Below are 22,983 nucleotides of genomic sequence, written 5' to 3'. Positions count from 1 at the left end.
TCCTCGGGGAACAGGGTTCAGCGCAGCATGTAGCGCTGGGCCAGGGGTACTTCGCTGACGGGCTCGCACGTCAGGCGCTCGCCGTCGGCGTACACGTCAAAGGTCTGCGGGTCGACGCGAATGTCCGGGCAGGCATCGTTGTGCAACATGTCGGATTTACGCAGCGTTCGCGTGCCGAAGGCCGGCAGCAAGGCTTTCTTCAGGCCAAGCCTGGCCCCCGTGTCGGCCTCCACGGCCAGGCGATTGACGAAATTTACCGACAACGCTTGCTTGGCCTCGCCGAATGCGCCCCATTGCGGGCGCATGATCAGCGGCTCGCAGGTGTACAACGAGGCTGCGGAGTCGCCCATTACGCCATGCACGATGAAGCCGCCCTTGACCACCAGCTCCGGTTTGATGCCGAAGAACGCCGGCCGCCACAGCACCAGATCGGCGATCTTGCCCGGTTCCAGTGAGCCGATGTAGCTGTCGATGCCGAACACCCGTGCCGCATTGATGGTGTATTTGGCGATGTAGCGCTTGATGCGTTCGTTGTCGCCAAGGGCAGTGCTTTCTTCCGGCAGGCGACCGCGTTGATCCTTCATCTTTGACGCCAGCTGCCAGGTGCGACAGATCACCTCGTTGATGCGGCCCATGCCCTGGCTGTCGGAACCGAGAATGGAAATCGCGCCGGTGTCGTGAAGAATATCCTCGGCGGCAATCGTCTGCGGGCGCACCCGGGACTCAGCGAAAGCGACGTCTTCCGGCACATCCGGATTGAGGTGGTGGCAGACCATGATCATGTCCAGGTGTTCGTCGAAGGTGTTGACGGTGTAGGGGTTGGTCGGGTTGGTGGAGGAGGGGATGCAGTTGGATTTGCCCGCCACGCTGATGATGTCCGGAGCATGACCGCCGCCTGCGCCCTCGGTGTGGTACATGTGGATGGTTCGGTCGCCGATGGCGGCCAGGGTGTCTTCGAGGAAACCCGATTCATTCAGCGTGTCGGTGTGCAGCTGGACCTGGAAGTCATACTCGTCCGCCACTTTCAGGCAAGTGTCGATCACCGCAGGCATGGCGCCCCAGTCCTCATGAATCTTCAGGCCCAGGCAGCCGCCGCGCAGTTGGCCGAGCAGCGATTCAGGCTTGCTGGAATTGCCGCGCCCCAGAAAACCGAAGTTGATCGGCCAGGCTTCAGCGGCTTGCAGCATCTTGCCGACATTCCATTCACCGCCGCAGTCGATGCCCACGGTGATCGGGCCGAGTGAACCGCCGATCAGTGTGGTCAGGCCCGCCGCCAGGGCGTGGTCGCACAGCTGCGCCGAGTCGAAGTGCACGTGCACGTCAATACCGCCGGGGGTGACGATGAGTCCTTCGGCGTCGCGCACGGTGGTCGCCACGCCACAGATCAACTGGGGATGCACGCCGTCCATGACCTGGGGATTGCCAGCCTTGCCAATGGCGACGATCTTGCCGTCCTTGATGCCGATGTCACCTTTGACGATACCGATCACCGGGTCGATGATCAGCGCGTTGCAGATCAGCATGTCCAGGGCACCGTCTGCGCTGTCGTGACCGGGCATCAGGCCCATGCCGTCGCGCAGGGTCTTGCCGCCGCCGTGCAGGCACTCATCGCCAGGCACCGAATGGTCGAACTCGACTTGCGCCAACAGCGAGGTATCGCCCAGGCGCACCGCGTCACCGGTGGTTGGGCCATACATCGCCGCGTATTCCTTGCGTGTCATCGTTGCCATGCTTCAGGCCCCCTTGAAGAGTTGTGCGCGGGCACGTTCGAGTGCGATGGCCTTGCAGCCCGGATCGTGCAGGTTGCCGTTGGTCAAACCGCTGAAGCCGTGAATGTCGCCAGTGCCGCCAAACTGCACCAGTTGCACCTCGCGCAGTTCGCCGGGTTCAAAGCGCACGGCAGTGCCGGCCGGAATGTCCAGGTGCATGCCGAATGCGCGCTCACGAGGGAAATCCAGGGCTTTATTGACTTCGAAGAAGTGGTAATGACTGCCGATCTGAACCGGCCGGTCGCCGGTGTTGATGGCCCGCAAAGTCGTGGTTGGCCGCCCCGTATTGAGCTGGATATCACTGTCCGGCGAGATGATTTCACCGGGTGTCGGCAGTGCTGCCACAAGCAACAGACCGGGGCGTATCGGTTGGTGCACCGTCACCAGCTTGGTGCCGTCGGGGAAGGTGCCTTCCACTTGCAGCACCGGCAGCAAATCGGCGACGCCAGGCATCACGTCGTCGGTATTGAGGATGGTTGAACCAAAGCCAATCAGCTCAGCCACACTGCGGCCTTCACGCGCACCTTCGAGAATTTCGTCGGCAATCAGTGCCGACGCTTCGGGGAAGTTCAGGCGCAGGCCTTTGGCGCGACGTTTGCGCGACAGTTCTGCGGCGGTGTACAGCGTGAGCCGCTCCAGTTCAGTGGGGGTCAGCAGCATCGTGTAGCTCCTGTGACGGCGGCCGGGTTTTGGTCGGCCGGTTCAATTGGCAAAAAGACGCAGGGCCTGGGTTTCATGGCGCATCACCGCAATCTCGGCCAGGGGTGTAAAACCGCTGGCAGCGTCGGGTTCGGGCGGTGCGTGGGCGAGCAGTTCCAGGAGCAGTGGCTGGAGGTCGGTGAGCACCCGTTGCGCGTCCACATGACCCATCACGCCCAGGCGCACAGCGGCGCTGACCAATCCGGTGCACAGCCCGTGGGCGGCGGCGAGTTGGCAATGATCGCGTTGCATGCCCAATCGCTGCCAAAGCAAGCCCTGCACCACGGGCAGGTGCCCTGGGGTTTGCGCGGTCAGTACCTGTTGCTGATAAGCGCAGGCGCCCGGCGTGCCTAGCGCGACATGCACACCCAGCAACGACTGGCCAACGCGACGCGAGCCTTGGCGCAGCTCTTCGGCCAGGGTCAGTGCTTCAATCTGGTTGTCCAGTTCGACGAGCGTGGGCTGGTCGTTGGCGGCCTGCCAGGCGGCGCATAGAAAGGCCCGGTCAAAACTGTTCCAGCGATGGCGCAGCTGGCCTTCGACGAATGCCCGCACCGGAGCGCTTCGGTCACGATGAACACCCCGTTGCCGACGCTTGAGGGTGGTCACGTCGGTCAGGCCCAGGTGCCCATCGGCTACCAGTGTCTCGAGCCCCCATGACCAGGCCACGGCGCCGCCCGGGAAAAAACTGTCGGCCTGCTGCAGCGCCAGCAGACTGCTGCCCAGTTCGTTCATAGGCGCTGCACCCGACCGTCCAGCAACATCGGCGCCAGGCGTTCGAGATAATCGGCTTCGGGGCCGTTGAGCGGGATCTGCAACGTGCCTTCAGCAAAACGCACGGCCCAGTGCATGTTGCCGGCGAAATAGCCCAGTTCCAGTGCGGCTGCGGTATCGCGGGGTTGCAGGTCGAGGTAGCGAATATCCTGCATCTGCACGACGATGGCCCGCTGGCCGTCAAGCATCAGCACCGATCCATTGCGCAACTGTTGATGGCGCTCCAGGCGAATGGCGCAATCGGTGCCACGATCACTGGCCAGGCGCAGGCGATGGCGCTGAATATCGCTGGCCGACAGGCTGAGGATTTCCACCTGGCCGGCGTGGCTCAGGTCGTGCAGGCGATCGGCGAGGGCCGGGTCACTGACCTGGCCGACAATGCGGTCGAGTATCAACATGGCGATGTCTCCTGTGGCCGGGTTCAGATGGTCAGATAACGCAGGATGCGTTCGCGGTCGACGGTTGCGTGGACCTCGCTGTGCACGAACTCGCCTTTCTCGATGATCAGATAACGATCCGCCACCGCCATGGCGAACGACAGCACCTGCTCGGACACAATCAGCGAAAACCCCCGTTCTTTTTTCAGCAGATTCAAGGCCTTGGCGATGTCCTTGATGATCGACGGCTGAATGCCTTCGGTGGGTTCGTCGAGGATCAACACCTTTGGGTTGGAGACCAGCGCACGGGCGATGGCGAGCTGTTGTTGCTGCCCGCCGGAGAGGTTGCCGCCCTTGCGCCGGCGCATCTCAAACAGCACCGGGAAGTATTCGAAAATGTAATCGGGGATGGGCGCGGCAGGTGCCCCTTGCATCCCGGTGAGGATGTTTTCTTCGACGCTGAGGTACGGAAAGATCATCCGGCCCTGAGGCACGAACCCGACGCCTGCCGCGACCCGGTCGTAGCTCTTGCGCGATGTCAGTTCTTCTCCGGCCAGATTGATACTGCCGCTGCGCGCGGGCAGCATGCCGACCAGGCTTTTCAGCAGGGTGGTCTTGCCCATGCCGTTGCGGCCCATGATCGCCAGGGATTCGGCGGGTGCCAGTTCCAGGTCGAGGTTGCGCAGCACGTGGCTGTCGCCGTAATACACGTTGAGTTGATTGACGGTCAGCATGCTCAGTGCCCCAGATAGACGTCGATGACACGAGGATCGTTTTGCACCTGATCCATCGAGCCATAGGCCAGGGTCTTGCCCTGGTGCAGAACGGTGACCTTGTCGGCCACCGATTTCACGAATTCCATGTCGTGTTCAATGATCACCATGGCGCGGCCCTTGGCGATGCGTTTAAGCAGGCCGGCGGTTTTTTCCCGCTCGCCAGCGCTCATGCCCGCTACCGGCTCATCCAGCAATAACAGCTCCGGACGCTGCATCAGCAACATGCCGATTTCCAGCCACTGCTTCTGGCCGTGGGACAGCAGTCCGGCCTTGCGCTCCAGTTGGTCCTGAAGAAAGATCATCTCGGCGGTCTGCTCGATCTCTGCCTGAAGCGTCTTGTCCTTGCGGGCAAACAGGCAATTGAAGATCCCGCGTTTATCCGGAGAAGAAATGTCGAGGTTCTCGCGCACCGTGAGGTCTTCGTACACCGACGGGTTCTGGAACTTGCGGCCCACGCCAGCGCGGGTGATCTGGTACTCGATCATGTTGGCCAGTTGCAGATCCTTGAAGCGGATGCTGCCGGAGCTGGGCCGGGTCTTGCCGCAGATCATGTCGAGCAGCGTGGTCTTCCCCGCGCCATTGGGGCCAATCACCACGTGCACCTGGTTTTCCTCGACATAGAAATTAAGGTTGTCTACGGCTTTGAAACCATCGAACGACACGGTCAGGTCTTCGACACTCAGCAATATGGCGCTCATGACTGCACTTCCTTTTTGCTCAAGCGTTGCAGCAAGCCGGCAAGGCCCGTGGGCAAAAACAACACCACGCCCATGAACAGGAAGCCGATGAAGTACTGCCAGAAATTGACGAAGTTTTCCGACAGGTAGGTTTTTGCGACACCGATCAGCAACGTGCCGTAGACCGCGCCAACCAGTGAAAGACGGCCGCCCAGCGCGGCGTAGATGACGATTTCGGTCGAGGGGATAATCCCCACCAGCGACGGCGACGCCAGACCCACTTGCAGCGTGAACATCACCCCGCCCAGCGCGGAAATCAGCGCGGCCACGGCAAAGATAAACGCCTTGAACAGTGCGGTGTTGTAGCCGGAAAAGCGCACGCGGTCTTCGCGGTCACGGATCGCCACCACCACCTTGCCCAGCCGGCTGCGCAGGATGAATCCACACAGCGCCACGCAGGCCAGCAGCATCAGCGCAGTGATCAGGTAGAGGATCCAGGGCGTTTGCGGGGTTTGCAGGCTCAGGCCGAATGCCGTCTTGAAGTCGGTCAGACCGTTGACACCTCCGGTGTAGCCCTGTTGACCGATGATCATGATCGACATGATCGCCGCCAGCGACAACGTGATGATCGAGAAATACACGCCGCCCACGCGTTTCTTGAAATACGCATAGCTGAACAGGAATGCCAGCAGCGCCGGAAGGATGATGATCGCGGCAAAGGTAAAGGTTGCTGACTCGAACGGCTTCCACCACCAGGGCAGAGCGTCAACGCTGTTCCAGATCATGAAGTCCGGCAGCGCGGAGCCGTAGAAAGCAGCGAGGGCGCTGGCGGCTTCATCGGTGGCCGTTGCTTCGAGCTTGAGGTACATCGCCATCATGTAGCTGCCCAGACCGAAGAAGATCCCCTGGCCAAGGCTGAGGATCCCGCCGTAACCCCAGATCATCACCATGCCCACGGCGCAGAACGCCAGGCTCAGGTATTTGCCCGCCAGTCCCAGGCGGAAGTCGCCAAGGCCCAGCGGCAGCACCACCAACAGCAGGATCGACAGCCAGATCAGGCTGTAGCGCTCGATCATCGATAGCCAACCGCTCTTCAGCCAGCGCGGGGCACGCGCGGCGACCTCGGGCCGGGAAAAGGGCTTTTCAGTCATGTCATTCATTTCAGCGTCTCACTTTCGCGGCAAACAAGCCGTTGGGGCGGAAGAACAGCAGCACGATCACCACCAGCAGGGTGATGGCCTTGGCCATGGAGCCCGTGGTGAGGTATTCAAGCGAGATCTGCGTCTGGCCAATGGCGAAGGCCGAGAGGAACGTGCCCAGAAGACTCTCGACACCGCCAAACACAACCACGATGAAGGTGTCCACCAGGTACTGCTGGCCGCTGACGGGACCAGTGGAAGCCAGCATGGTGAACGAACTGCCAGCGATCCCGGCCAGGCCGCAGCCAAGAGCAAACGTCACCGCATCGACCCGTGCGGTATTGATCCCGGCAGCACCGGCCATGGCGCGGTTCTGAGTCACGGCGCGAATGCGCAGGCCCCAGCGGCTGCGGTACAGAAACAGAAACACAGCAGCGGCAATCACCAGCGTCAGGCCGATGATGAAAATCCGGTTGAGGGGCAGTTCAAGTCCTTCACTGATCTTCCAGGCGCCTTGAAGCCATTGCACCGTGGGCACGCTGACCTCCTTGGGGCCAAAGACCTGGCGAAACAATTGTTGCAGCACGATGGATAAACCCCAGGTCGCCAGCAACGTGTCCAGTGGGCGGTTGTACATGAAGCGGATAAAGCAGCGTTCGAGCAGGAAACCAAAGGCGAACGTCACCACAAAGGCGACGCCGATACCGACGATGAAGTACCAGCCCATGAGTTCGGGAAAATAGCGTTGGAATACCAGCGAAGTGACGTAGGTCATGTACGACCCCATCGCCATCAGTTCGCCGTGAGCCATGTTGATCACGCCCATCAAGCCGAAGACGATGGTCAGCCCGAGCGCCATCAGCACCAACACCGAGAACAGCGAGAACCCGCTGAAGACCTGCATCACCAAAATATCGAAAGTCATTGCGTCGCTACCTGTTGTTGCACGTTGGCGGGCCACGTGGGTGGAAAAGGGCGCGCAACCAGACGCGCCCGACCCTGCATCACAGTTTTGGAAATGGATTCGGCTCGATTGGCGCGGACTCATAGATCACGTCGACCTGGCCCTGGGCATTGATGGTGCCGATGCGGGCACGCTTCCACAGGTGATGGTTGTCCTTGTGAATCCTGATCTCGCCTTCGGGTGCGTCCAGGGTCAATTCGGAAGATGCGGCGATCACTGCCGGCACGTCGAAGCTGCCCGCTTTTTCCACCGCTTTCTTCCACAGATAAACCGCGGTGTAGGCCGCCGCCATCGGGTCGCCGACGACGCGTTTTTCGCCGTAACGCGCCTTGAAAGCGGCGACGAATTTCTCGTTGACCGGGTTTTTCAGGCTCTGGAAATAGCTCATGCAGGTCAGGAAACCCGTGAGGTTTTCCGCGCCAATGCCAGTCACTTCCTCTTCAGTCACCGCCAGGGCCATCAGCGTCTGGTTGCTGCTGTCGATGCCTGCGGCCTTGAGCTGTTTGTAGAACGCCACATTGGACCCGCCGACGATGGTCGACAGAACGATGTCCGGCTTGGCGGCCTTGATCTTGTTGATCACCGAGGAGAACTCGATATTGCCCAACGGCAGGTAATCCTCACCGACAATCGAGCCGCCCTGCTTGGTCACCGATGCCCGAGCGAGCTTGTTGGTGGTGCGCGGCCAGATGTAGTCCGAGCCCACCAGGTACACGCTCTTGCCCTTGTTGGCCATTAACCAGCTGACCGCTGCCAGGGTTTGCTGTGAGGCTTCGGCGCCGGTGTAAATGATGGCCGGAGACTTCTCCAGACCCTCGTAGAAAGTCGGGTAATAGAGCAAGCCCTTGTTGCGCTCGAACACCGGCAACACCGCTTTGCGCGACGCCGAGGTATAGGCGCCGAACGTCGCGACCACGTGATCGTTTTCCAGCAGCTTGCGCGCCTTCTCAGCGAAGGTCGGCCAATCACTGGCGCCGTCCTCGACGATAGGTTCGATGGTTTTGCCGAGCACGCCACCGCTGGCATTGATTTCGTCGATGGCGAGTTTTTCTGCGTCCACTACCGACGCTTCACTCATGGCCATGGTGCCGGTCAACGAGTGGATGATGCCGACCTTGACGGCTTCAGCTGCCTGCACCTGACTGGTCAGCGAAAACGGCAGCAGGCTGAAAGCACCCAGCATCAGGGCATGCTTGATCAAACGGCGTTTGTCGTTGTGCATTCACTTCTCTCCAGAAATTAAAAAAGCCCGACGTCCCGGTCAAATGAATAACCGGGAGGTCAGGCTTCTTGTGCCGAATCTGGCGGGACAACAGTGTCCGATCCAGTCGTACGCCGGGTGTTTCCCTACCTGCCAAGAGGGGCGTAGGGCAAACAGCTGGCGCGATGTCTCAGAAGGGTTATAGCAAGGGCGGTGCCAATGTCGGCGAAAGCGGTTTCACGGTGCCTGGAGGAGGGCGCACGGGATTTCTCTGCATCTATTGCACCCTTGCCAATGGTTGCGCTGCTTTGGCGCGACAGATCCGTGAATGCACCAAAATCGTGAATATTGGCGGGGTAAATCAGGCAGTGCAGCGGGACTGATCATGCCTCGCAACTTTTGGCAGATGGCCGCGAGCGCGTGACGACGAGCATGCAGGCGTTATACGAATGGGCGCATGGCCCGCTATCTGCATGAAGCTCGTATGACACCCTCGCAGGGTGCCTTGTCACACGCCCGTCCTCGGCAAGTGTGGAAGGCCCCTCGCATGACTGGCCCCGACAGCGTCGTCGCGCCAGCCCCAGGCACAATCGGCCTGAGAGCAACCGTTGCGATACACGGTATTTCGCTCAGTTATTCTCTGCACGGACTTTCAGACCCCCAGCCTTGAGCGGGCGTCTCATCTCACGCTGAACAAGGTTTATAGGCATGGCTGACCAGTCGATCCGCATAGGCGGTCTGTTTTCCGACACCGGCGTCACCGCTGCTGCCGAGTGCTCCACAATGCGCGGCGCGCAATTCGCCATCCAGCAGATCAACGCCGCCGGTGGCGTCGATGGCCGGCTTCTGGAACTGATCACCCGCAACCCCGATTCGACGCCTGCGCTCTATGCCATGCACATCGAGTCACTGATCCGCGAAGAGCACCTGCGTTTTTTCTTCGGCTGCTACACCTCTGCCGCGCGCAAGGCCGCATTGCCCATCGTCGAACGCTATGACGCGCTGCTGCTGTATCCGGTGTATTACGAAGGTTTCGAATATTCACGCAACATCATTTATACCGGCGCCACGCCGAACCATAACGCGTTGCCGCTGGGCAATTACATGCTGGATAACTTCGGCAACCGCGTGTTGATGATCGGCTCGGAATACGTTTACCCCTACGAAACCAATCGCCTGATGAGCGACCTGCTGTACGAGCGCGGCGGCACCAAACTGGGCGAATATTACCTGCCGCTGAAAAACGCCCGGCCGGAAGATTTCGCCAAGTTGATGGTCAAGGCCAGGGAACTGAAGCCGTCGTTCATCTTCTCGACGGTGGTTGGCGAAACCATGGGGCATTTGTACCAAGCCTACGCCGACGCGGGCTTTGACCCCGCCGTGATGCCCATCGCCAGCCTGACCACCAGCGAAACGGATATTCGGCAAATGGGCGCTCATCTGGGCGCCGGGCACATCTCGGCGGCCACCTATTTCCAGTCGGTCGACACGCCGAACAATCGCCAATGCATCGCTCAGTACCGCGAGCTGTTCGGTCAGCATCAGGTCACCGACCGATGCTGGGAAGCCGCGTACTTTCAGGTCCATCTGTTGGCTAAGGCCATCGTGCGGGCTGGCAGCACCGAAGTGGAGGACGTGTTGCAAGCCATGCGCGGCCTGGAATTCGAAGCGCCTCAAGGGCGCATTCGGGTCGATGCGGACAACCACCACACCTACCTGTTTTCACGCATCGGCCGGGCCAACGCCGAGGGCCAGTTCGATATCCTGTACGAGAGCCAGAGTGCCCTCAAGCCCGATCCCTATGCTATCGCGCCCAATTTCAATGATTGGTCCAGCTCTGCCGGGAGTCGACCATGACCTTGCGTGCCGCCAAAAAACGCCTGCGCAACGACAGCGCCAGCGGCATCAAGGATTTGCGCGATGTCAGTGTGCTGGTGATGCATCCGGATGACGAAGACGGCCGTAACCTGATCGAGCAGTTGCAGCGCATCGGCTGTCAGGTGCGCGTGCAGTGGCCGATCCCGGAACGGCTGGCCATCGAGGCGGACGTGATCGTGTTGGCGGTGTCGCCGGAAAGCCTCTCGACCAATACACCCTGGCTGCTGCACGCCAGCACACCGCCGATCATTCCGGTGATCGCCTACGAGAACCCGATCATCGTTGAAGCGTTGGTGCAGCTGAACGCCTGCTCGGTGATCCCGTCGCCTGTGAAATCCTTCGGCCTGCTGACGGCGCTGGCGATTACCTTGAGTCAGTCGCGCAAGGCACGCGAGCGTGAGAAACACGTCAAGCGTCTGGAAGGTCGCATGGCAGTCATGCGTACCGTGCAGCAGGCGAAAATCATTTTGATCGAAACCAAGGGCATGTCGGAAATCGACGCCTATAACGCCTTGCGTGATCAAGCCATGGCCAAGCGCGAACCGGTGGAGAAAATTGCCGAGGCGCTGGTCAAGGCCCATGAATTGTTTCAACGAGCCTGTTCCTGAACAGCCTTTGAGCATCAAGCCCCAGGCGGCTTGGTCCTCTTCTGCGTGGACGTTTGCCATACGCCCTTACCCGGCAGGTATGGAACACCGCGTGGCGACCGGCGTGGACAACGAAGTCCTCCGGAGCGAACCGCAGCCTGTGCATCGCGCATGGCCGGTTCGAGTCGATGATCGCCCGATTCCGGGCCATCCTTAACGTTATCTGGAGAACACCATGTCCGTAAAACGCCCCAGCAAAGCCGACTTTCTGATTGCCGCTGAAGACCACGGCTACCATCTTTCCGATAGCCAGATGGAGTCCTTCCTCAATCTGGCCGACGAAACCCTGAACTCTTACGAAGCCATCGACGCGCTGTATGCCGCCAACGTCGCCCAGCAACCGCCAACGCGCGAATACAGCAAGGCGGCGGACGCCGACAATGTGCACGGCGCGTGGTACGTAAAAACCCATATCGCCGGTGCAGCGCAAGGCCCGTTGGTCGGCCGGACGGTGGTGATCAAGGACAACGTCTCGGTGGCGGGTGTGCCGATGGCCAACGGTTCGTTGAGTCTGGACGGCTACGTCCCGTCCGAGGATGCCACGGTGGTCAAGCGCCTGCTGGCAGCGGGCGCAACGGTGGTTGGCAAATCGGTCTGTGAAGACCTGTGTTTCTCCGGCGCCAGTTTCACTTCAGCCAGCGGTCCGGTGAAAAATCCATGGGACCCGACGCGCAATGCCGGCGGTTCGTCCAGTGGCAGTGCGGTGTTGGTTGCCCTCGAAGAAGTCGATATGGCCATCGGCGGCGATCAGGGCGGTTCGATTCGCATGCCCTCGGCCTGGAGCGGTATCGTCGGCCATAAACCGACTTACGGCCTGGTGCCCTACACCGGCGCTTTCCCGATTGAACGGACCATCGATCACGTCGGGCCGATGGCCAATAACGTGCGCGATGTTGCCGTGATGCTTGACGTTATCGCCGGTGCCGACGGTCTCGATTCACGGCAAAAAAATCCGCCCTCGGTCAACTGCGTTGCGACTCTGGATGAAGGCGTGATCGGCCTGAAAATCGGCTTGTTGCGTGAAGGTTTTGCCATTCCCGGCATGTCCGAGCCTCAGGTTGATGCGCTGGTCAAGGCGGCCGTTGAGCAACTGGAAAAACTCGGTGCCACAGTTGGCGAAGCCAGCGCCCCATGGCACTCAGGGGTTGCCCTGGATCTGTGGAACGTCATCGCCACTGACGGCGCTGCATACCAGATGCTGCAAGGCAACGGCTATGGCATGAACGTCGACGGTTATTACGATCCGGACATCATGAGTTATTTCGGCGAGAAGCGTCGCGAACACGCCGATGCACTGTCCAGCAGCGTGCAGGCGGTTGCGTTGACGGGTCACTACAGTCTGAAAAACCTGCATGGCGCCTACTATGCCAAGGCGCGGATGCTGGTCCCGGAATTGACCCGCCAGTATGACGAAGCGTTCAAGGACTTCGATGTGCTGGTGATGCCAACCATGCCCTTTGTAGCGACCCCGCTTACCGCGCCAGATGCGCCCGTGGAAGAGTACGTCCACAGCGCCCTGAACATGCTTGCCAACACGGCGCCGTTCGACCTGACCGGACACCCGGCGACGTCGATTCCTGCCGGTCTGGCAGACGGCCTGCCGGTGGCGATGATGATTGTCGCGCCGCGCTTCAAGGACGCCCTGGCGTTGCGCGTTGCGCGAGCTTACGAACAGGCTCGCGGCGCATTCCCTAAACCACCGCGCGCGTAAGCGAATACCCCGGACGTGGCGCTGGCGACGGGTTCGCTGGCGCTTGCGTCGACTCAGAATACAGGAGCCTTTCATGCTGATGACTCGATCTACCCGCGTGGCCCTGTGCTGCGCATTGTCTGTGCTGCCGATGTTTGCTTTTGCCCATCCCGGACATGATCAATCAGGACTGCTGGCTGGGGTGGTTCACCCCCTGAGCGGGATGGATCACCTGTTGGCGATGTTTGCGGTAGGTCTTTGGGCGGCGCAGCAACAAGCCAACGCCCGCTGGATGCTTCCTGCGGTATTTGTCGGCTGTATGTTGTTGGGCGGATTGCTGGGTTTCACCGGATTTGCGCTGCCGCATCTGGAAAGCGGAATTGCAGCCTCGGTACTTGCCCTGGGTTTGCTGGTGGCCGTGGCGGCCCGTCCGCCGCTGGCCATGAGTATCGTGATCACAGGGCTTTTTGGTGTGTTCCACGGGATTGCCCATGGTCTGGAATTACCGGAGATGAGCAGCCCCATGGGATTTGCCGCAGGCTTTGTCATCGCAACATCCGCCTTGCACGCCGCCGGCTATGCGCTGTCGCGCTGGACGCCCGTCGCTGGCGTGCCCGTCATTCGCAGCATCGGCTTGGTCTCGGCTGGCATCGGCGGTCTGTTATTGGTGGGATAAAGTGCAATGCGTGGCGAGCTGGCCTCGGCTCATCCAGATGGGCGGTCGAGAGCCAGCCCCTTATCCACTTCCAGCCTACGGCGAATCCACTGCGTTTCTGGCGGCGTGACGTCGACTGAAAACGCTGAGGTTGTCGTCCCAAAGGCAGCTCAGTCCATTCGCGCTCCGCTGGCTTTGTCGAACACATGAATGTGCTCGCATCGCCCCCCCAAACGCACGGCTTGTCCTAGCTGCAGATCATCCCTTCGCGACAGCGCAGCCACGATTGCGGTGTCGCCGGAGCGGCCGTAGACATGACTTTCCGCGCCAGTGGGCTCGATCAGGTCCACGCTGAACGGCAGAGAGAATGCCGGACAGAGGATCGGCGCCAGGGTCAAATGTTCCGGGCGAATACCCATCACCACCGGCGTTGCTGCAGGCAGTTCGATGCGCCGTCCCAACGCGATTCGCTGGCCATTCACGCGGATGAGGGATGAGCCGTCTTCCTGTTCCAGCACGCCTTCTATCAGGTTCATCGCCGGCGAACCGATGAAAGTGGCCACGAACAGATTGGCCGGTCGGTCATAGACTTCGATGGGTGCGCCGACTTGCTCGATGCGCCCGGCATTCATGACGACGATCAGGTCGGACATGGTCATGGCTTCCATCTGGTCGTGGGTCACGTAGATGGCGGTGGTGCCCAGCCTGCGTTGCAAGGTGCGGATTTCGATGCGCATCTGCACCCGAAGCTTGGCGTCCAGGTTCGACAAAGGCTCATCGAAGAGAAACACCTGGGGATGACGCACGATTGCGCGACCCATGGCGACCCGCTGACGCTGCCCGCCGGACAACGCTTTGGGGTAGCGATCCAGATAGTTCGACAGACCGAGCATGGCCGCGGTTTCCAGCACCGCTTTCTTTATGCGTTCAGGCGAATCCTTGCGCAGCTGCAAACTGAAGCCCATGTTCTGCGCGACGGTCATGTGCGGATAAAGCGCGTAGTTCTGGAACACCATGGCAATGTCCCGGTCCTTGGGCGACAGGTCATTGATCACGCGCCCATTGAGTTCTATCGAACCGGAGGTGACCGATTCCAGGCCCGCGATCATGCGCAAAAGCGTCGACTTGCCGCAGCCGGAGGCGCCCACCAGCGAAACAAACTGGCCATCGGCGATGGCCAGGTCGATGCCGTGCAGCACCGGAATCGCGCCGTAGTTTTTACGAAGTTGCTGAATATTGACGGTTGCCATATCGGGAGAACTACCTATGCCGGACCCACTGAATCAGGAAAGACGCACAACCTTGGTGAGGTGGCGTGGCGCAGTGCTGTCCAGGTTTTTATGCTGGGCCAGACGTTCGCCAAACAGCTGCAACGCCGGCAGGATTTCCAGGCTCTGGTCAAGGCCGGTCTGGCTCACTTCAACGTACAGATCACCCGGTCCGCCGAAGCCGATGACCAGCGCGCCTTTTTCCTTGAGTTCGGCATACAGTTTTGCTTCTTCATCGCGGGTCTGCGGGCTGTAGATCAGCACCACGCACGTCTTGTCGTCCACCAGGCTGATCGGGCCGTGACGGTATTCCATCGGGTGGAACACCTGGGTGTAGGTCAGGCTCATCTCTTGCAGTTTCAACGCACCTTCGCTGGCCAGCCCGTAGTGCGCGCCACCGCCCAGATAGACAAAGTGCGAGCGCGACAGAATTGCGCTGGTCAGTTGCCGATCAAGTGCGTGCATGGCTTGCTCGGCCTGGTCGGGGAGGGCGGCATTCACATCGACAGCGGCCAGTCGCAGTCCCAACAGCAGCATGAGGCTGGCGGAGCTGCTCATCACGATGCCTTCCATCGTGTGGGTCGGGGCAAAGAGCACCTCATCGCTGCAGCGGGCCAGACTGCTGGCGCTTTCGCAGGTGATGCCCAGCGTCTTCAGGCCGCGCGCTCGACTGGCTTCTACGGCCTGCACGGTTTCGGTGGATTCGCCGCTGCGCGACAGGGCAATGACCTGCACATCGCGGATATCAGCCAGATAGGCCTCAGGACGCCGTGCCCATTCACCGCCGGGCACCGCTATGGCACGTTTGCCGTTCAGATTCAGCGCACTGGCAACGACCTGCGCCAGGTAGTAGGAAGTGCCGCATCCGACCACGACGAGGGTTGCAGCGTCGAGGGTTGGCAGCGGCTGGGTCAATGCGGGCCCCCAGAACGGGAACTGTTCGACGATGACTTGTTCAGTGGCGTTCATAAATAGGTTCCTTCAGAGGTTATTTGGTCGCGCCGGCAATCAGGCCGCGTACGAGGAAACGGTTGAGGAAAATCACCAGCAAGACAGGTGGCAGCATTGCGATGACGCCGGCGGCGTTCATCAGGCCGTAGTCGACGTAGTTGCGGGTCACGAATTCAGGGATCAGCACCGTCAGCGACTTGGTCGCCAGGGACGGCGAGAACACTAGCGGCACCATGAATTGCCCCCAGGCGCTGAGGAAGGTGAGGATTGCCGTGGCGATCAAGCCGGGCGCGGCCAGTGGCAGGACGATGCGCACCAGGGTGTAGGTGCGTCCCGCGCCATCCAGCCAGGCCGCTTCTTCCAGGGACACTGGCAGGGATTGATACACACTGCGCATCAACCACAGCGCCAGGGGCAGGAACGCCGATACGTAGATGAGCGTCACGCCCAGATAGGTATCGATCAGGTGCAGGGAAATCATCAGGCGGTACAACGGGATCATCACGGTGTACGCCGGAACCGCCATGCTTGCGACGACCAGCCCGAACAACAGATCCCGGCCCGGGAAGCGCAGCCTGACGAAGGCGTATCCGCCAAAAGCGGCGGCGACCAAAGTGACCAGAGTTGCGGCGACGGAAGTCACCAGGCTGTTGAGGAACGCCCTGGAAAACTGCGGCCAGACCGATTGCACTTCATTGCCTTGCGAGGAGCTGCTGGCACCGAACAACTTGGCGAAATGCTCAAGTGTCGGATGCTCCGGCCACAGGCTCAACTGTTCGCTAAGCATGTCCCGCGGGTCGGTGAAACTGGTGATTACCGCCCAGTACACCGGTCCGAGCGACCAAAGCAACAAGGCGAGCACGGCGAGGGCGAATCCTAGCTTGCCCAGATAATGCAGCGTGAGTTTGCGCATCAGTCGAACCTCGTTTCGCGGTAGACCTTGAGCACATAGATCAGCGAGACCACCAGCGAAGCGATCATCGCCAGCACCGACAAGGCCATGCCATAGGAGAACTTCAGGTTCTGGAACGCAGACATGTACACCTGAATGATCAGGCTGCGGGTGTCCAGGCTCGAACCATTGAGAATCCAGGCTTCATCGAACAGGTTGAAGGCAAACACCGTCGACTGGCTGAGGGCAATCGCCAGGCCACCGGCAATCAGCGGCAGGGTGATCATCCGAAAACACTTGATGCGCCCGGCACCATCAAGCTTGGCGGCCTCGTAGAGATCGGCGGGAATCGCCTGCAACGCGGCCAGCAAAATGATCGCGGTGAGCGGCAACATGCGCCAGACATGGACCAATGCCACCAGTAACAGCGCCGTATTGTGATCGTTGAACCACACCACATTCTCGTCGAGCAGTCCGACCGCCTTGAGCAGGTTGTTCAGCAAGCCGTAGCTCGGGTTGTAGATCCACAACCAGACCAGCGCATTAACCACGGGCGGCAGGCACCAGGGCAGCACCAGAACCGCCAGCAGCCATTGGCGGCCGCGCCGAACCTTGTTCAGCAACAAGGCGGCGCCCAGCCCGCCGCCGGTCTCCAGCAGCACGGCGATCACCACGTAAATCAGGGTATTCCAGGTGGCGTGCTGAACATTGCTGTCGGCTGCCAGATTCTGATAATTGAGCATGCCAATGAAGGGCGTGCCCGGCCGCATGGGGTCAATCCGGTACAGGCTGTCAAGCACCGTGGTGACCAAGGGTACGAAGACCAGACTGGCCATCACCAAAATGATCGGCAGCACATAGGCAAGCCCCAACCAGGTCTCACCCGGGACGGGCCGCAGCCGTTCCCTGATCGAGGATAGATTGATCACGGCTGCATGGCGCTCTGAGCTTGTTCGGCGATCTGCGCCACGGCCTGGGCCACGGTCAGCTGACCCTTGGCCGCCTGATTCAGGGCACTGGAAACGGCACTGGTAAATTGCGGATACCAGACGGGCGTGCCTTGTTTGAACAGCGGGTCGACCAGCCCGGCCTGCTGAAGAATGACGTCGCCGCTCTTGAGCTTGCCTTCACTGTTGAGCTGTTTGAGCACCGAAGTGCGCGTCGGCAGGTTGCCCAGCGTTGCATAGCTGTCGATCTGGTTCTGCGGCTTGATGAACCAGTTGATGAAGGCCTTGGCGCCTTCTTTGTTCTTGGCGGTGGCGGGAATACCGACGGCTTCCGGTAGACCAATAGTGCGTGCCGTGCCCGTGGTGGTCAGCATCAATGCGGCGGCGACATGTTCGGCAACCTGTGATTTGGCCGGGTCACTGTAAACCGCCACGTTGCCTGCCCAACCGGCGAGGTCGAACGAGGCATCACCCTTTTTGAACAGCTCCTGAACTTCGACATCTTTAAGACCTGTGGCCGCCGGGCTGATCAACCCCGCCTTGAGCGCTGCTATTTCAAACGCCATGGCCTTGTAACCGGCGGAATCGGGTTTGATGAATTGCGGCTCGTATTGGTCATTGAACAGCTCGCCGCCGAATACCTTGGTCAACAGATACCAGGCGGTGGCGCTGCCTTCGCTGGCCGACAACGGCAAGGCGATAGGGTATTGGCTGATGTTTTTGGCCTTGATCGCCTTGGCGTCCGTCAGCAGTTGTTCCGGGGTGGTCGGTGCCGCAGCGATACCGGCACGCTTGAGGTGGTCGCGGTTATAAATCAGCACCCGAAAATCGTTGGCGTAGGGCACTGCCAATAAATGGCCATTGAACATGAACAGCTTCGCCGAAGGGATATCCGCAATCGTGGCGGCATCCACTGCGCTCTCAAGCGGCTGATACCAATTGGCCGCTCCGAACTGCCCGACCCACGACCAATCGACCTCCGTTGTATCAGCGGGCGGGCTGCCGGCAATCATCGAAGTCGCAATCTTGGTCAGGATCTGATCCCAGCCCAATGTCTGGGTTTCCAGCGTCATGCCTGTCTCGGCCGTCAGACGGTCAGTCATTGCCTTGGGCAGGGTGCCCCAGGGTGGCAGCAGGACTTCAGTAACACTGGCGGTGGCGGCGCTGGCCATGGGAGCGAACGCCGGGAGGGCGAACGACAAGGGCAATAGCGCGAGCGAAGCGATCAAGTGGCGTCGGAGCATGGCAAAACCTCTACGTTGGGAAGGGGGAGGTTGATGGCAGTGCAAGAGTGCTGCGTAGGCTTGATGACAGGTGTTCAATCCAGCTGTTGTCGGGGTTCCATCCCGCGTTATGTGCAGCACGCCAGAGTGCTCCGCCAATCGGCGGCAAGCGTGGCGTTCGAGGCGCTGTGCCGAGGTGCCCGGCTACCCGGGCGGTGATCGAAGGGTTGGCAAATACACCGCCGGCATAACTCCAGGAAGGCGAACCTTGCTGACCGATTGCACGCCAGGCAGCGCTGATATGTTCGGCCAGGTGCCCGGCAGCGGCGTCCAATATGGTAATGGCGGCGCTGTCGCCTGCATCGGCCCATGCCGAAACCTGCAGGGCCAGCGCAGCAATGCTGGCGCGGCGGTTTGTCAGTCCGTAAACCCAACCGGCGAGTTGTTCGGGAGCCAGGCGCAGATGGTTCAACAAAGCGTTTGTCAGCCGATGTTGGGTGTCTCGTCCGTCGAGGCTGCGACTGGCAACGACTAATGCTTGCGCGCCGATCCAGTAAGCGCTGCCTTCATCGCCGAAGACGTCGCCCCAGCCACCGACGCGCACCTGCTGTGCCCCAGGATCGTTGCGGCTGGCCCAGGCCATCGACCCGGTGCCGGCCAATATCAGGACGCCGGCCGACGTCCCGATGAATGCGCCGTCGAAGGCGATCCGCACGTCGTTTTCCACTGTTACCGGACACCGCAGCGACTGCTGGGCAATGTCGTGCTGGACGATTGAGCATTCGCTCAGTTCGCCATGCAATGGCAATCCCAGTACCGCAGCCACCAGCGGCAGCTCAGCGGCGGACTGCAACAGCGCGCTCAATTGAGCTTGCCAGTCGTTATTGGCAATCGGGTCGAGCCCGTTGGCCGTTTCAAGTTTCAGCACCTGGCCCTGGCGATTGGCGATTGCCAAAAGTGTTTTCGAGCCCCCGCTGTCCAGTCCCAGAATGCAATCGTTCATGCCTTGAGATCCTCAACGGCAACCGTCTGGCTGGAGGCCTTCAACAGCGTGCAACCCAATTCCTTGAGCTTCGCTCGCCAGCTGGTCGGCAGCAGCTCATCACTGATGACTGTGAGTGAAGGGCTCAGCGGGGCCACGCGATAAGTGAGGCGTTGATCGAACTTGCTCGAATCGGCCAACAGCAAGGTGCTACCGGCCCGGGCCAACATCTTCTGATTCAGCTGCGCTTCGCTGGCGTCGAGACTGTAGATGCAAGCATCCGGAGCGATGGCGCCAGCACCCAGAAACAGCTGGTCGAACCACAGGTTCTCAATCATCGCTTCAGCCAGCGCACCTACCATCGAGGCATTTTCGGCACGCAATTGCCCACCGAGCAGAACGATGGTGATGCCCGGAGTATTCATCAGCAGCTGCGCAACATTCAGGCAATTGGTGAACACCGACAGTGGCAGCGGATCCAGGCGCAGGCGCCGGGCGAGCTGCAATACGGTGGTGCCGGCGTCGAGGAAGATGGTCGAGCCCGGGACAATCTGCTCGTAAGCCACTTCGGCAATGGCGCGTTTGGCGAACAGATTCTGGTTTTCCCGCAGGTCAAACGCCACTTCAACGCCAGCACTTTTGGCAATGCGCGCACCACCGTGGGTGCGATGGATCGTGCCGTCTGCTTCCAGGCTCAGCAAGTCGCGGCGAACCGTCGCCAGAGAGGCGTCCGCAATATCGGCAATGGTCTGGATGGTGCTTTCACCATGGCTGTAGAGGTGCTGACAGATCAGCGAGAGTCGCTCGTCTTTGGTCACTGTTGGTGCTCACTAGTGATTCATTGAATGGAAATATAGCGTCTAAAAAATCACTGTCAATCAAAAATATGATTGATCTTGATCGTTTCGTTCTCGTAAGGTTGCCTTTCAACGTCAATCGAGAGGCAGGCCATGCAGACGCATTATCTTCAGAAACTGGCGCAGGCTCACGCACAAGGTGTGCCGTCAGGCATCACCTCCCTATGCTCGGCGCACGCTTTGGTCATCGAAGCGGCTTTGCGCGAAGCGCAGGCATACTCAGGCCCGGTGTTGATCGAGGCAACCTGTAATCAAGTCAATCATGAGGGCGGCTACACCGGCATGACCCCGGCGGACTTTCGCCAGTTTGTTTCCGGCATCGTCGAGAAGGTGGGGTTTGCTCCTGAGCGTCTGATTCTGGGCGGAGATCATCTGGGGCCCAACCCCTGGAAAGATCTGCCTGCCGATCAAGCGATGAGCAACGCGGAGAAAATGCTGGAGGCGTACGCACGGGCGGGCTTTTCCAAGATCCATCTCGACGCCAGCATGGCGTGTGCGGGTGAAACCGATCCTTTGCCGGGCTCGTTGATCGCTGAGCGCGCAGCACGCCTGGCAGCCGTGGTCGAACAAACGGTGAGTAACGCCGGCCTGCCGCTGCCGGTTTATGTCATCGGCACTGAAGTGCCAGTGCCGGGTGGCGCGCTGGAAAAGGTCGAGGACTTGCAGGTCACCACGCCTGAAGCGGCACGCGAAACGCTTGAGTTGCATCGTACGGCCTTCAGCGCCCTCGGCCTGGAGAGCGCCTTCGCACGGGTGGTCGGGTTGGTGGTTCAGCCTGGCGTCGAGTTCGGCAATGAAAATGTGGTGACCTACGAACCGGAGAAGGCGCGCATCCTCAGCGCGGTTTTGCAGCTTGAGCCGCAGGTCGTATTCGAGGCTCATTCCACCGATTACCAGCCGGCCTCGGCACTGACTCACCTGGTCCGTGACGGTTTTGCAATCCTCAAGGTTGGCCCCGGCCTGACGTTCGCGTTACGCGAGGCGCTGTATGCACTTGATCAAATCGCAGTCACGATGAATTTGCTGCCGGAGCAGCAACAATTGCCTCGCGTCATGGAAACGCTGATGCAGGCGCAACCGCATTACTGGAACAAGTATTACCGGGGCGATGAGTCAGCGCTGGGTCTGCAACGCCACTTCAGCTACAGCGACCGGATTCGCTATTACTGGCCCTTCGAGGCTGCCACCAAAGCGGTCGACGCGCTGTTTCTGGCGTTGGGCGACAAATCCATCCCCGATACGCTGGTGAGCCAATACTTGCCGCATTTATATCCGCAAGTGGCGAACGGTCTGGGGGATAGCTCGGCGAGGGGATTGGTCATGGCGGCGATAGCCCATGTTTTACAACACTATCGTGCCGCCTGTAGAGCCACAGATTTTTAACGCCAGCTCGGGGTCAAGGATGACCTTTATTCAAGCCGTGTGAAGACCACTGCGTTCGAGCGATTTCCTGTCGCAACCTGAAAATCAAAAATTATTTATTGAAAAAATCCGCATGAGGACTACTCTCTGTAAAACGGTTTAGTAAAACGTTTTACTAAAAATAAAAAAACCATCGAGAACATTATGAATCTGACCCGTCGTCGTTTCGTTCAGTCGGCAGCCCTGGGCGCCGCTGCGTTATCTCTGCCAACCTTTAGCCGCGCTGCGACTCCCGTGCTGCGACTGTCTTCCACCATGCCGTCCGATCAGAACTCGGCGCATTTTCTGTTTTACCAGCGCTTTGCCGAGAATCTCCAACAAGCCTTGGGCGACAAAGTGCGCATCGATTTCTTTGCCAATGGCCAGTTGGGCAAGGAAGCCGACGTGGTGCAGCAGGTGCGTCTGGGGTCGATCGACATGATGGTCACCGGCAGTTCGATCTGGGCGACAGCGTTGCCTGAGTTAGCGTTGCTCGACCTTGGCTTTCTGTTCGACAGCTATGCCCATGTGGCCAAGGCAGTGGATAACGGCGTCGGCGACATCTACAACAAGTTGCTGCAGGAACGGACCGGTTGTTCGGTCATCGGCTGGGGCTCGCATTTCAGCGCGCGCAGTGTCTACACCAAGCCGCCGATCAAGGACCTGGCGGCCATGAAGAACGTCAAGCTGCGGGTATTGCCGACTCAGGCGTTCATCGAGACCTTCAAGCTGCTGGGCGCGATTCCTACCCCGATTGCGTTCAACGAGGTTTACACCGCCGTGCAGACCGGTGTCGTGGAAGGCTTCGAACACGATGCCGCCAGCGTGCTGGCCAACAAACTCGATGAAGTGGTGCGCAATTGCTGGCAAACCAATCACTTGTTCAGCCCGTGCATCGCCGTGATCGGCAAGCGTGGCCTGGCCAAGATTCCTGCTGACCTGCAACCGGCGTTTATCGCCGCCGCCCGGGACGCCAGCATCCACCAGCGCGAAACCGCGAAAATCAAGGGCGTTGAAGCGGTTGCCGCACTGGCCAAATCGGGCATGACTTTCTTCCCGATGGCGGACAGCGAGCGTGACGTCACCCGGCAGCTGATGCGCGAAAAACTCTGGGTGCCGTTCACTCAAAGTAACCCCGTCACGGCCCCGGTTCTGGCGGCCATCGAAGCGTCACGGAGTTGATCGCGGCTCACACAGGGTGCCGCGACTTCCATTG

22 protein-coding genes are annotated in these 22,983 nt (G+C 60.2%); 6 read left to right on the top strand and 16 right to left on the bottom strand.

Features of this window, described 5'->3' with window-relative positions; all coding sequences use genetic code 11:
- Positions 1 to 17: 17 nt before the first annotated feature.
- The 9 genes from ureC to urtA form a co-directional block, all read right to left on the bottom strand.
- Complete coding sequence (ureC, locus tag CFII64_RS18970; protein WP_020292443.1) at positions 18 to 1,730, bottom strand: urease subunit alpha; 1,713 nt, start codon at positions 1,728 to 1,730, stop codon at positions 18 to 20.
- A gap of 3 nt (positions 1,731 to 1,733) precedes the next feature.
- Positions 1,734 to 2,429, bottom strand: a complete 696-nt coding sequence (locus CFII64_RS18965) for an urease subunit beta (protein ID WP_020292442.1) — start codon at positions 2,427 to 2,429, stop codon at positions 1,734 to 1,736.
- Positions 2,430 to 2,471: 42 nt separating this feature from the next.
- Entirely contained in the window at positions 2,472 to 3,203 is a 732-nt protein-coding gene (locus CFII64_RS18960; RefSeq protein ID WP_020292441.1) for an urease accessory protein UreF, read from the bottom strand.
- Positions 3,200 to 3,640 carry an urease accessory protein UreE gene (gene ureE, locus CFII64_RS18955; protein ID WP_020292440.1) on the bottom strand — a complete coding sequence of 147 codons (441 nt, stop codon included), beginning with the start codon at positions 3,638 to 3,640 and terminating at the stop codon, positions 3,200 to 3,202. The genes CFII64_RS18960 and ureE overlap by 4 nt, the downstream gene beginning before the upstream one ends.
- Positions 3,641 to 3,663: 23 nt before the next feature.
- Positions 3,664 to 4,353 carry an urea ABC transporter ATP-binding subunit UrtE gene (urtE, locus tag CFII64_RS18950; RefSeq protein ID WP_020292439.1) on the bottom strand — a complete coding sequence of 230 codons (690 nt, stop codon included), beginning with the start codon at positions 4,351 to 4,353 and terminating at the stop codon, positions 3,664 to 3,666.
- 2 nt (positions 4,354 to 4,355) lie between these two features.
- Positions 4,356 to 5,093, bottom strand: a complete 738-nt coding sequence (gene urtD, locus CFII64_RS18945; RefSeq protein WP_020292438.1) for an urea ABC transporter ATP-binding protein UrtD — start codon at positions 5,091 to 5,093, stop codon at positions 4,356 to 4,358.
- Positions 5,090 to 6,232, bottom strand: a complete 1,143-nt coding sequence (gene urtC / locus CFII64_RS18940; RefSeq protein WP_020292437.1) for an urea ABC transporter permease subunit UrtC — start codon at positions 6,230 to 6,232, stop codon at positions 5,090 to 5,092. The genes urtD and urtC overlap by 4 nt, the downstream gene beginning before the upstream one ends.
- Position 6,233: 1 nt before the next feature.
- Complete coding sequence (gene urtB, locus CFII64_RS18935; RefSeq protein ID WP_020292436.1) at positions 6,234 to 7,136, bottom strand: urea ABC transporter permease subunit UrtB; 903 nt, start codon at positions 7,134 to 7,136, stop codon at positions 6,234 to 6,236.
- A 79-nt stretch (positions 7,137 to 7,215) separates the two neighbouring features.
- Positions 7,216 to 8,397: an urea ABC transporter substrate-binding protein gene (gene urtA, locus CFII64_RS18930; protein ID WP_020292435.1), complete on the bottom strand. Its 1,182-nt coding sequence runs from the start codon at positions 8,395 to 8,397 to the stop codon at positions 7,216 to 7,218.
- 687 nt (positions 8,398 to 9,084) lie between these two features.
- On the opposite strand from urtA, the gene CFII64_RS18925 reads away from it, so the two are divergent.
- The 4 genes from CFII64_RS18925 to CFII64_RS18910 all read left to right on the top strand — a co-directional run bounded on the left by CFII64_RS18925 (position 9,085) and on the right by CFII64_RS18910 (position 13,267).
- A complete protein-coding gene (locus CFII64_RS18925) occupies positions 9,085 to 10,233 on the top strand; it encodes a transporter substrate-binding domain-containing protein (RefSeq protein ID WP_020292434.1) in 1,149 nt (382 codons plus the stop codon).
- Positions 10,230 to 10,862, top strand: coding sequence for an ANTAR domain-containing response regulator (locus CFII64_RS18920; RefSeq protein ID WP_020292433.1), 633 nt, complete (start codon positions 10,230 to 10,232; stop codon positions 10,860 to 10,862). Before CFII64_RS18925 ends, CFII64_RS18920 begins: the two co-directional genes overlap by 4 nt.
- A 214-nt stretch (positions 10,863 to 11,076) precedes the next feature.
- The gene (locus CFII64_RS18915; protein WP_020292432.1) at positions 11,077 to 12,612 is read left to right on the top strand and encodes an amidase; all 1,536 of its coding nucleotides are present in this window, start codon (positions 11,077 to 11,079) and stop codon (positions 12,610 to 12,612) included.
- A 73-nt stretch (positions 12,613 to 12,685) separates the two neighbouring features.
- The gene (locus CFII64_RS18910; protein WP_020292431.1) at positions 12,686 to 13,267 is read left to right on the top strand and encodes a HupE/UreJ family protein; all 582 of its coding nucleotides are present in this window, start codon (positions 12,686 to 12,688) and stop codon (positions 13,265 to 13,267) included.
- A gap of 149 nt (positions 13,268 to 13,416) precedes the next feature.
- Here CFII64_RS18910 and CFII64_RS18905 read toward each other — a convergent pair whose 3' ends face one another.
- Genes CFII64_RS18905 through CFII64_RS18875 form a run of 7 tightly spaced genes read right to left on the bottom strand, consistent with a single transcriptional unit; the run spans position 13,417 to position 20,327 of the window.
- Positions 13,417 to 14,496, bottom strand: a complete 1,080-nt coding sequence (locus CFII64_RS18905) for an ABC transporter ATP-binding protein (RefSeq protein WP_020292430.1) — start codon at positions 14,494 to 14,496, stop codon at positions 13,417 to 13,419.
- A gap of 33 nt (positions 14,497 to 14,529) precedes the next feature.
- Positions 14,530 to 15,483, bottom strand: a complete 954-nt coding sequence (locus CFII64_RS18900) for an SIS domain-containing protein (protein ID WP_020292429.1) — start codon at positions 15,481 to 15,483, stop codon at positions 14,530 to 14,532.
- Positions 15,484 to 15,502: 19 nt separating this feature from the next.
- Complete coding sequence (locus tag CFII64_RS18895; RefSeq protein ID WP_020292428.1) at positions 15,503 to 16,378, bottom strand: carbohydrate ABC transporter permease; 876 nt, start codon at positions 16,376 to 16,378, stop codon at positions 15,503 to 15,505.
- Positions 16,378 to 17,286: a carbohydrate ABC transporter permease gene (locus CFII64_RS18890; protein WP_256208123.1), complete on the bottom strand. Its 909-nt coding sequence runs from the start codon at positions 17,284 to 17,286 to the stop codon at positions 16,378 to 16,380. The genes CFII64_RS18895 and CFII64_RS18890 overlap by 1 nt, the downstream gene beginning before the upstream one ends.
- Positions 17,283 to 18,548, bottom strand: a complete 1,266-nt coding sequence (locus CFII64_RS18885; protein ID WP_020292426.1) for an extracellular solute-binding protein — start codon at positions 18,546 to 18,548, stop codon at positions 17,283 to 17,285. Before CFII64_RS18885 ends, CFII64_RS18890 begins: the two co-directional genes overlap by 4 nt.
- Before the next feature lie 10 nt (positions 18,549 to 18,558).
- Entirely contained in the window at positions 18,559 to 19,530 is a 972-nt protein-coding gene (locus CFII64_RS18880) for an N-acetylglucosamine kinase (RefSeq protein WP_020292425.1), read from the bottom strand.
- Positions 19,527 to 20,327 (bottom strand): DeoR/GlpR family DNA-binding transcription regulator, encoded by an 801-nt coding sequence (locus CFII64_RS18875; protein ID WP_020292424.1) that lies wholly within the window; start codon positions 20,325 to 20,327, stop codon positions 19,527 to 19,529. Before CFII64_RS18875 ends, CFII64_RS18880 begins: the two co-directional genes overlap by 4 nt.
- Before the next feature lie 132 nt (positions 20,328 to 20,459).
- Between CFII64_RS18875 and CFII64_RS18870 the strand changes: the two genes are divergently transcribed.
- Positions 20,460 to 21,749, top strand: a complete 1,290-nt coding sequence (locus tag CFII64_RS18870) for a D-tagatose-bisphosphate aldolase, class II, non-catalytic subunit (RefSeq protein WP_020292423.1) — start codon at positions 20,460 to 20,462, stop codon at positions 21,747 to 21,749.
- 183 nt (positions 21,750 to 21,932) lie between these two features.
- The gene (locus tag CFII64_RS18865) at positions 21,933 to 22,949 is read left to right on the top strand and encodes a TRAP transporter substrate-binding protein (protein ID WP_020292422.1); all 1,017 of its coding nucleotides are present in this window, start codon (positions 21,933 to 21,935) and stop codon (positions 22,947 to 22,949) included.
- Positions 22,950 to 22,983: the final 34 nt, after the last annotated feature.

The sequence above is a fragment of the Pseudomonas sp. CFII64 genome (assembly GCF_000416235.1).
In the GTDB taxonomy this organism is placed as follows: Bacteria; Pseudomonadota; Gammaproteobacteria; order Pseudomonadales; family Pseudomonadaceae; genus Aquipseudomonas.
The sequence above is the reverse complement of the archived record's forward strand: the minus strand, read 5'-3'. Positions and strand labels throughout refer to the sequence as shown.

Coding starts and splice junctions, on each gene's coding strand:
- CFII64_RS18870 (WP_020292423.1), top strand. CDS start 20,460: ATGCAGACGCATTATCTTCAGAAACTGGCGCAGGCTCACGCACAAGGT.
- CFII64_RS18915 (WP_020292432.1), top strand. CDS start 11,077: ATGTCCGTAAAACGCCCCAGCAAAGCCGACTTTCTGATTGCCGCTGAA.
- urtC (WP_020292437.1), bottom strand. CDS start 6,232: ATGAATGACATGACTGAAAAGCCCTTTTCCCGGCCCGAGGTCGCCGCG.
- urtE (WP_020292439.1), bottom strand. CDS start 4,353: ATGCTGACCGTCAATCAACTCAACGTGTATTACGGCGACAGCCACGTG.
- urtB (WP_020292436.1), bottom strand. CDS start 7,136: ATGACTTTCGATATTTTGGTGATGCAGGTCTTCAGCGGGTTCTCGCTG.
- CFII64_RS18895 (WP_020292428.1), bottom strand. CDS start 16,378: ATGCGCAAACTCACGCTGCATTATCTGGGCAAGCTAGGATTCGCCCTC.
- CFII64_RS18900 (WP_020292429.1), bottom strand. CDS start 15,483: ATGAACGCCACTGAACAAGTCATCGTCGAACAGTTCCCGTTCTGGGGG.
- ureC (WP_020292443.1), bottom strand. CDS start 1,730: ATGGCAACGATGACACGCAAGGAATACGCGGCGATGTATGGCCCAACC.
- CFII64_RS18920 (WP_020292433.1), top strand. CDS start 10,230: ATGACCTTGCGTGCCGCCAAAAAACGCCTGCGCAACGACAGCGCCAGC.
- urtA (WP_020292435.1), bottom strand. CDS start 8,397: ATGCACAACGACAAACGCCGTTTGATCAAGCATGCCCTGATGCTGGGT.
- CFII64_RS18910 (WP_020292431.1), top strand. CDS start 12,686: ATGCTGATGACTCGATCTACCCGCGTGGCCCTGTGCTGCGCATTGTCT.
- CFII64_RS18925 (WP_020292434.1), top strand. CDS start 9,085: ATGGCTGACCAGTCGATCCGCATAGGCGGTCTGTTTTCCGACACCGGC.
- CFII64_RS18885 (WP_020292426.1), bottom strand. CDS start 18,548: ATGCTCCGACGCCACTTGATCGCTTCGCTCGCGCTATTGCCCTTGTCG.
- CFII64_RS18880 (WP_020292425.1), bottom strand. CDS start 19,530: ATGAACGATTGCATTCTGGGACTGGACAGCGGGGGCTCGAAAACACTT.
- CFII64_RS18965 (WP_020292442.1), bottom strand. CDS start 2,429: ATGCTGCTGACCCCCACTGAACTGGAGCGGCTCACGCTGTACACCGCC.
- CFII64_RS18865 (WP_020292422.1), top strand. CDS start 21,933: ATGAATCTGACCCGTCGTCGTTTCGTTCAGTCGGCAGCCCTGGGCGCC.
- urtD (WP_020292438.1), bottom strand. CDS start 5,093: ATGAGCGCCATATTGCTGAGTGTCGAAGACCTGACCGTGTCGTTCGAT.
- CFII64_RS18905 (WP_020292430.1), bottom strand. CDS start 14,496: ATGGCAACCGTCAATATTCAGCAACTTCGTAAAAACTACGGCGCGATT.
- CFII64_RS18960 (WP_020292441.1), bottom strand. CDS start 3,203: ATGAACGAACTGGGCAGCAGTCTGCTGGCGCTGCAGCAGGCCGACAGT.
- ureE (WP_020292440.1), bottom strand. CDS start 3,640: ATGTTGATACTCGACCGCATTGTCGGCCAGGTCAGTGACCCGGCCCTC.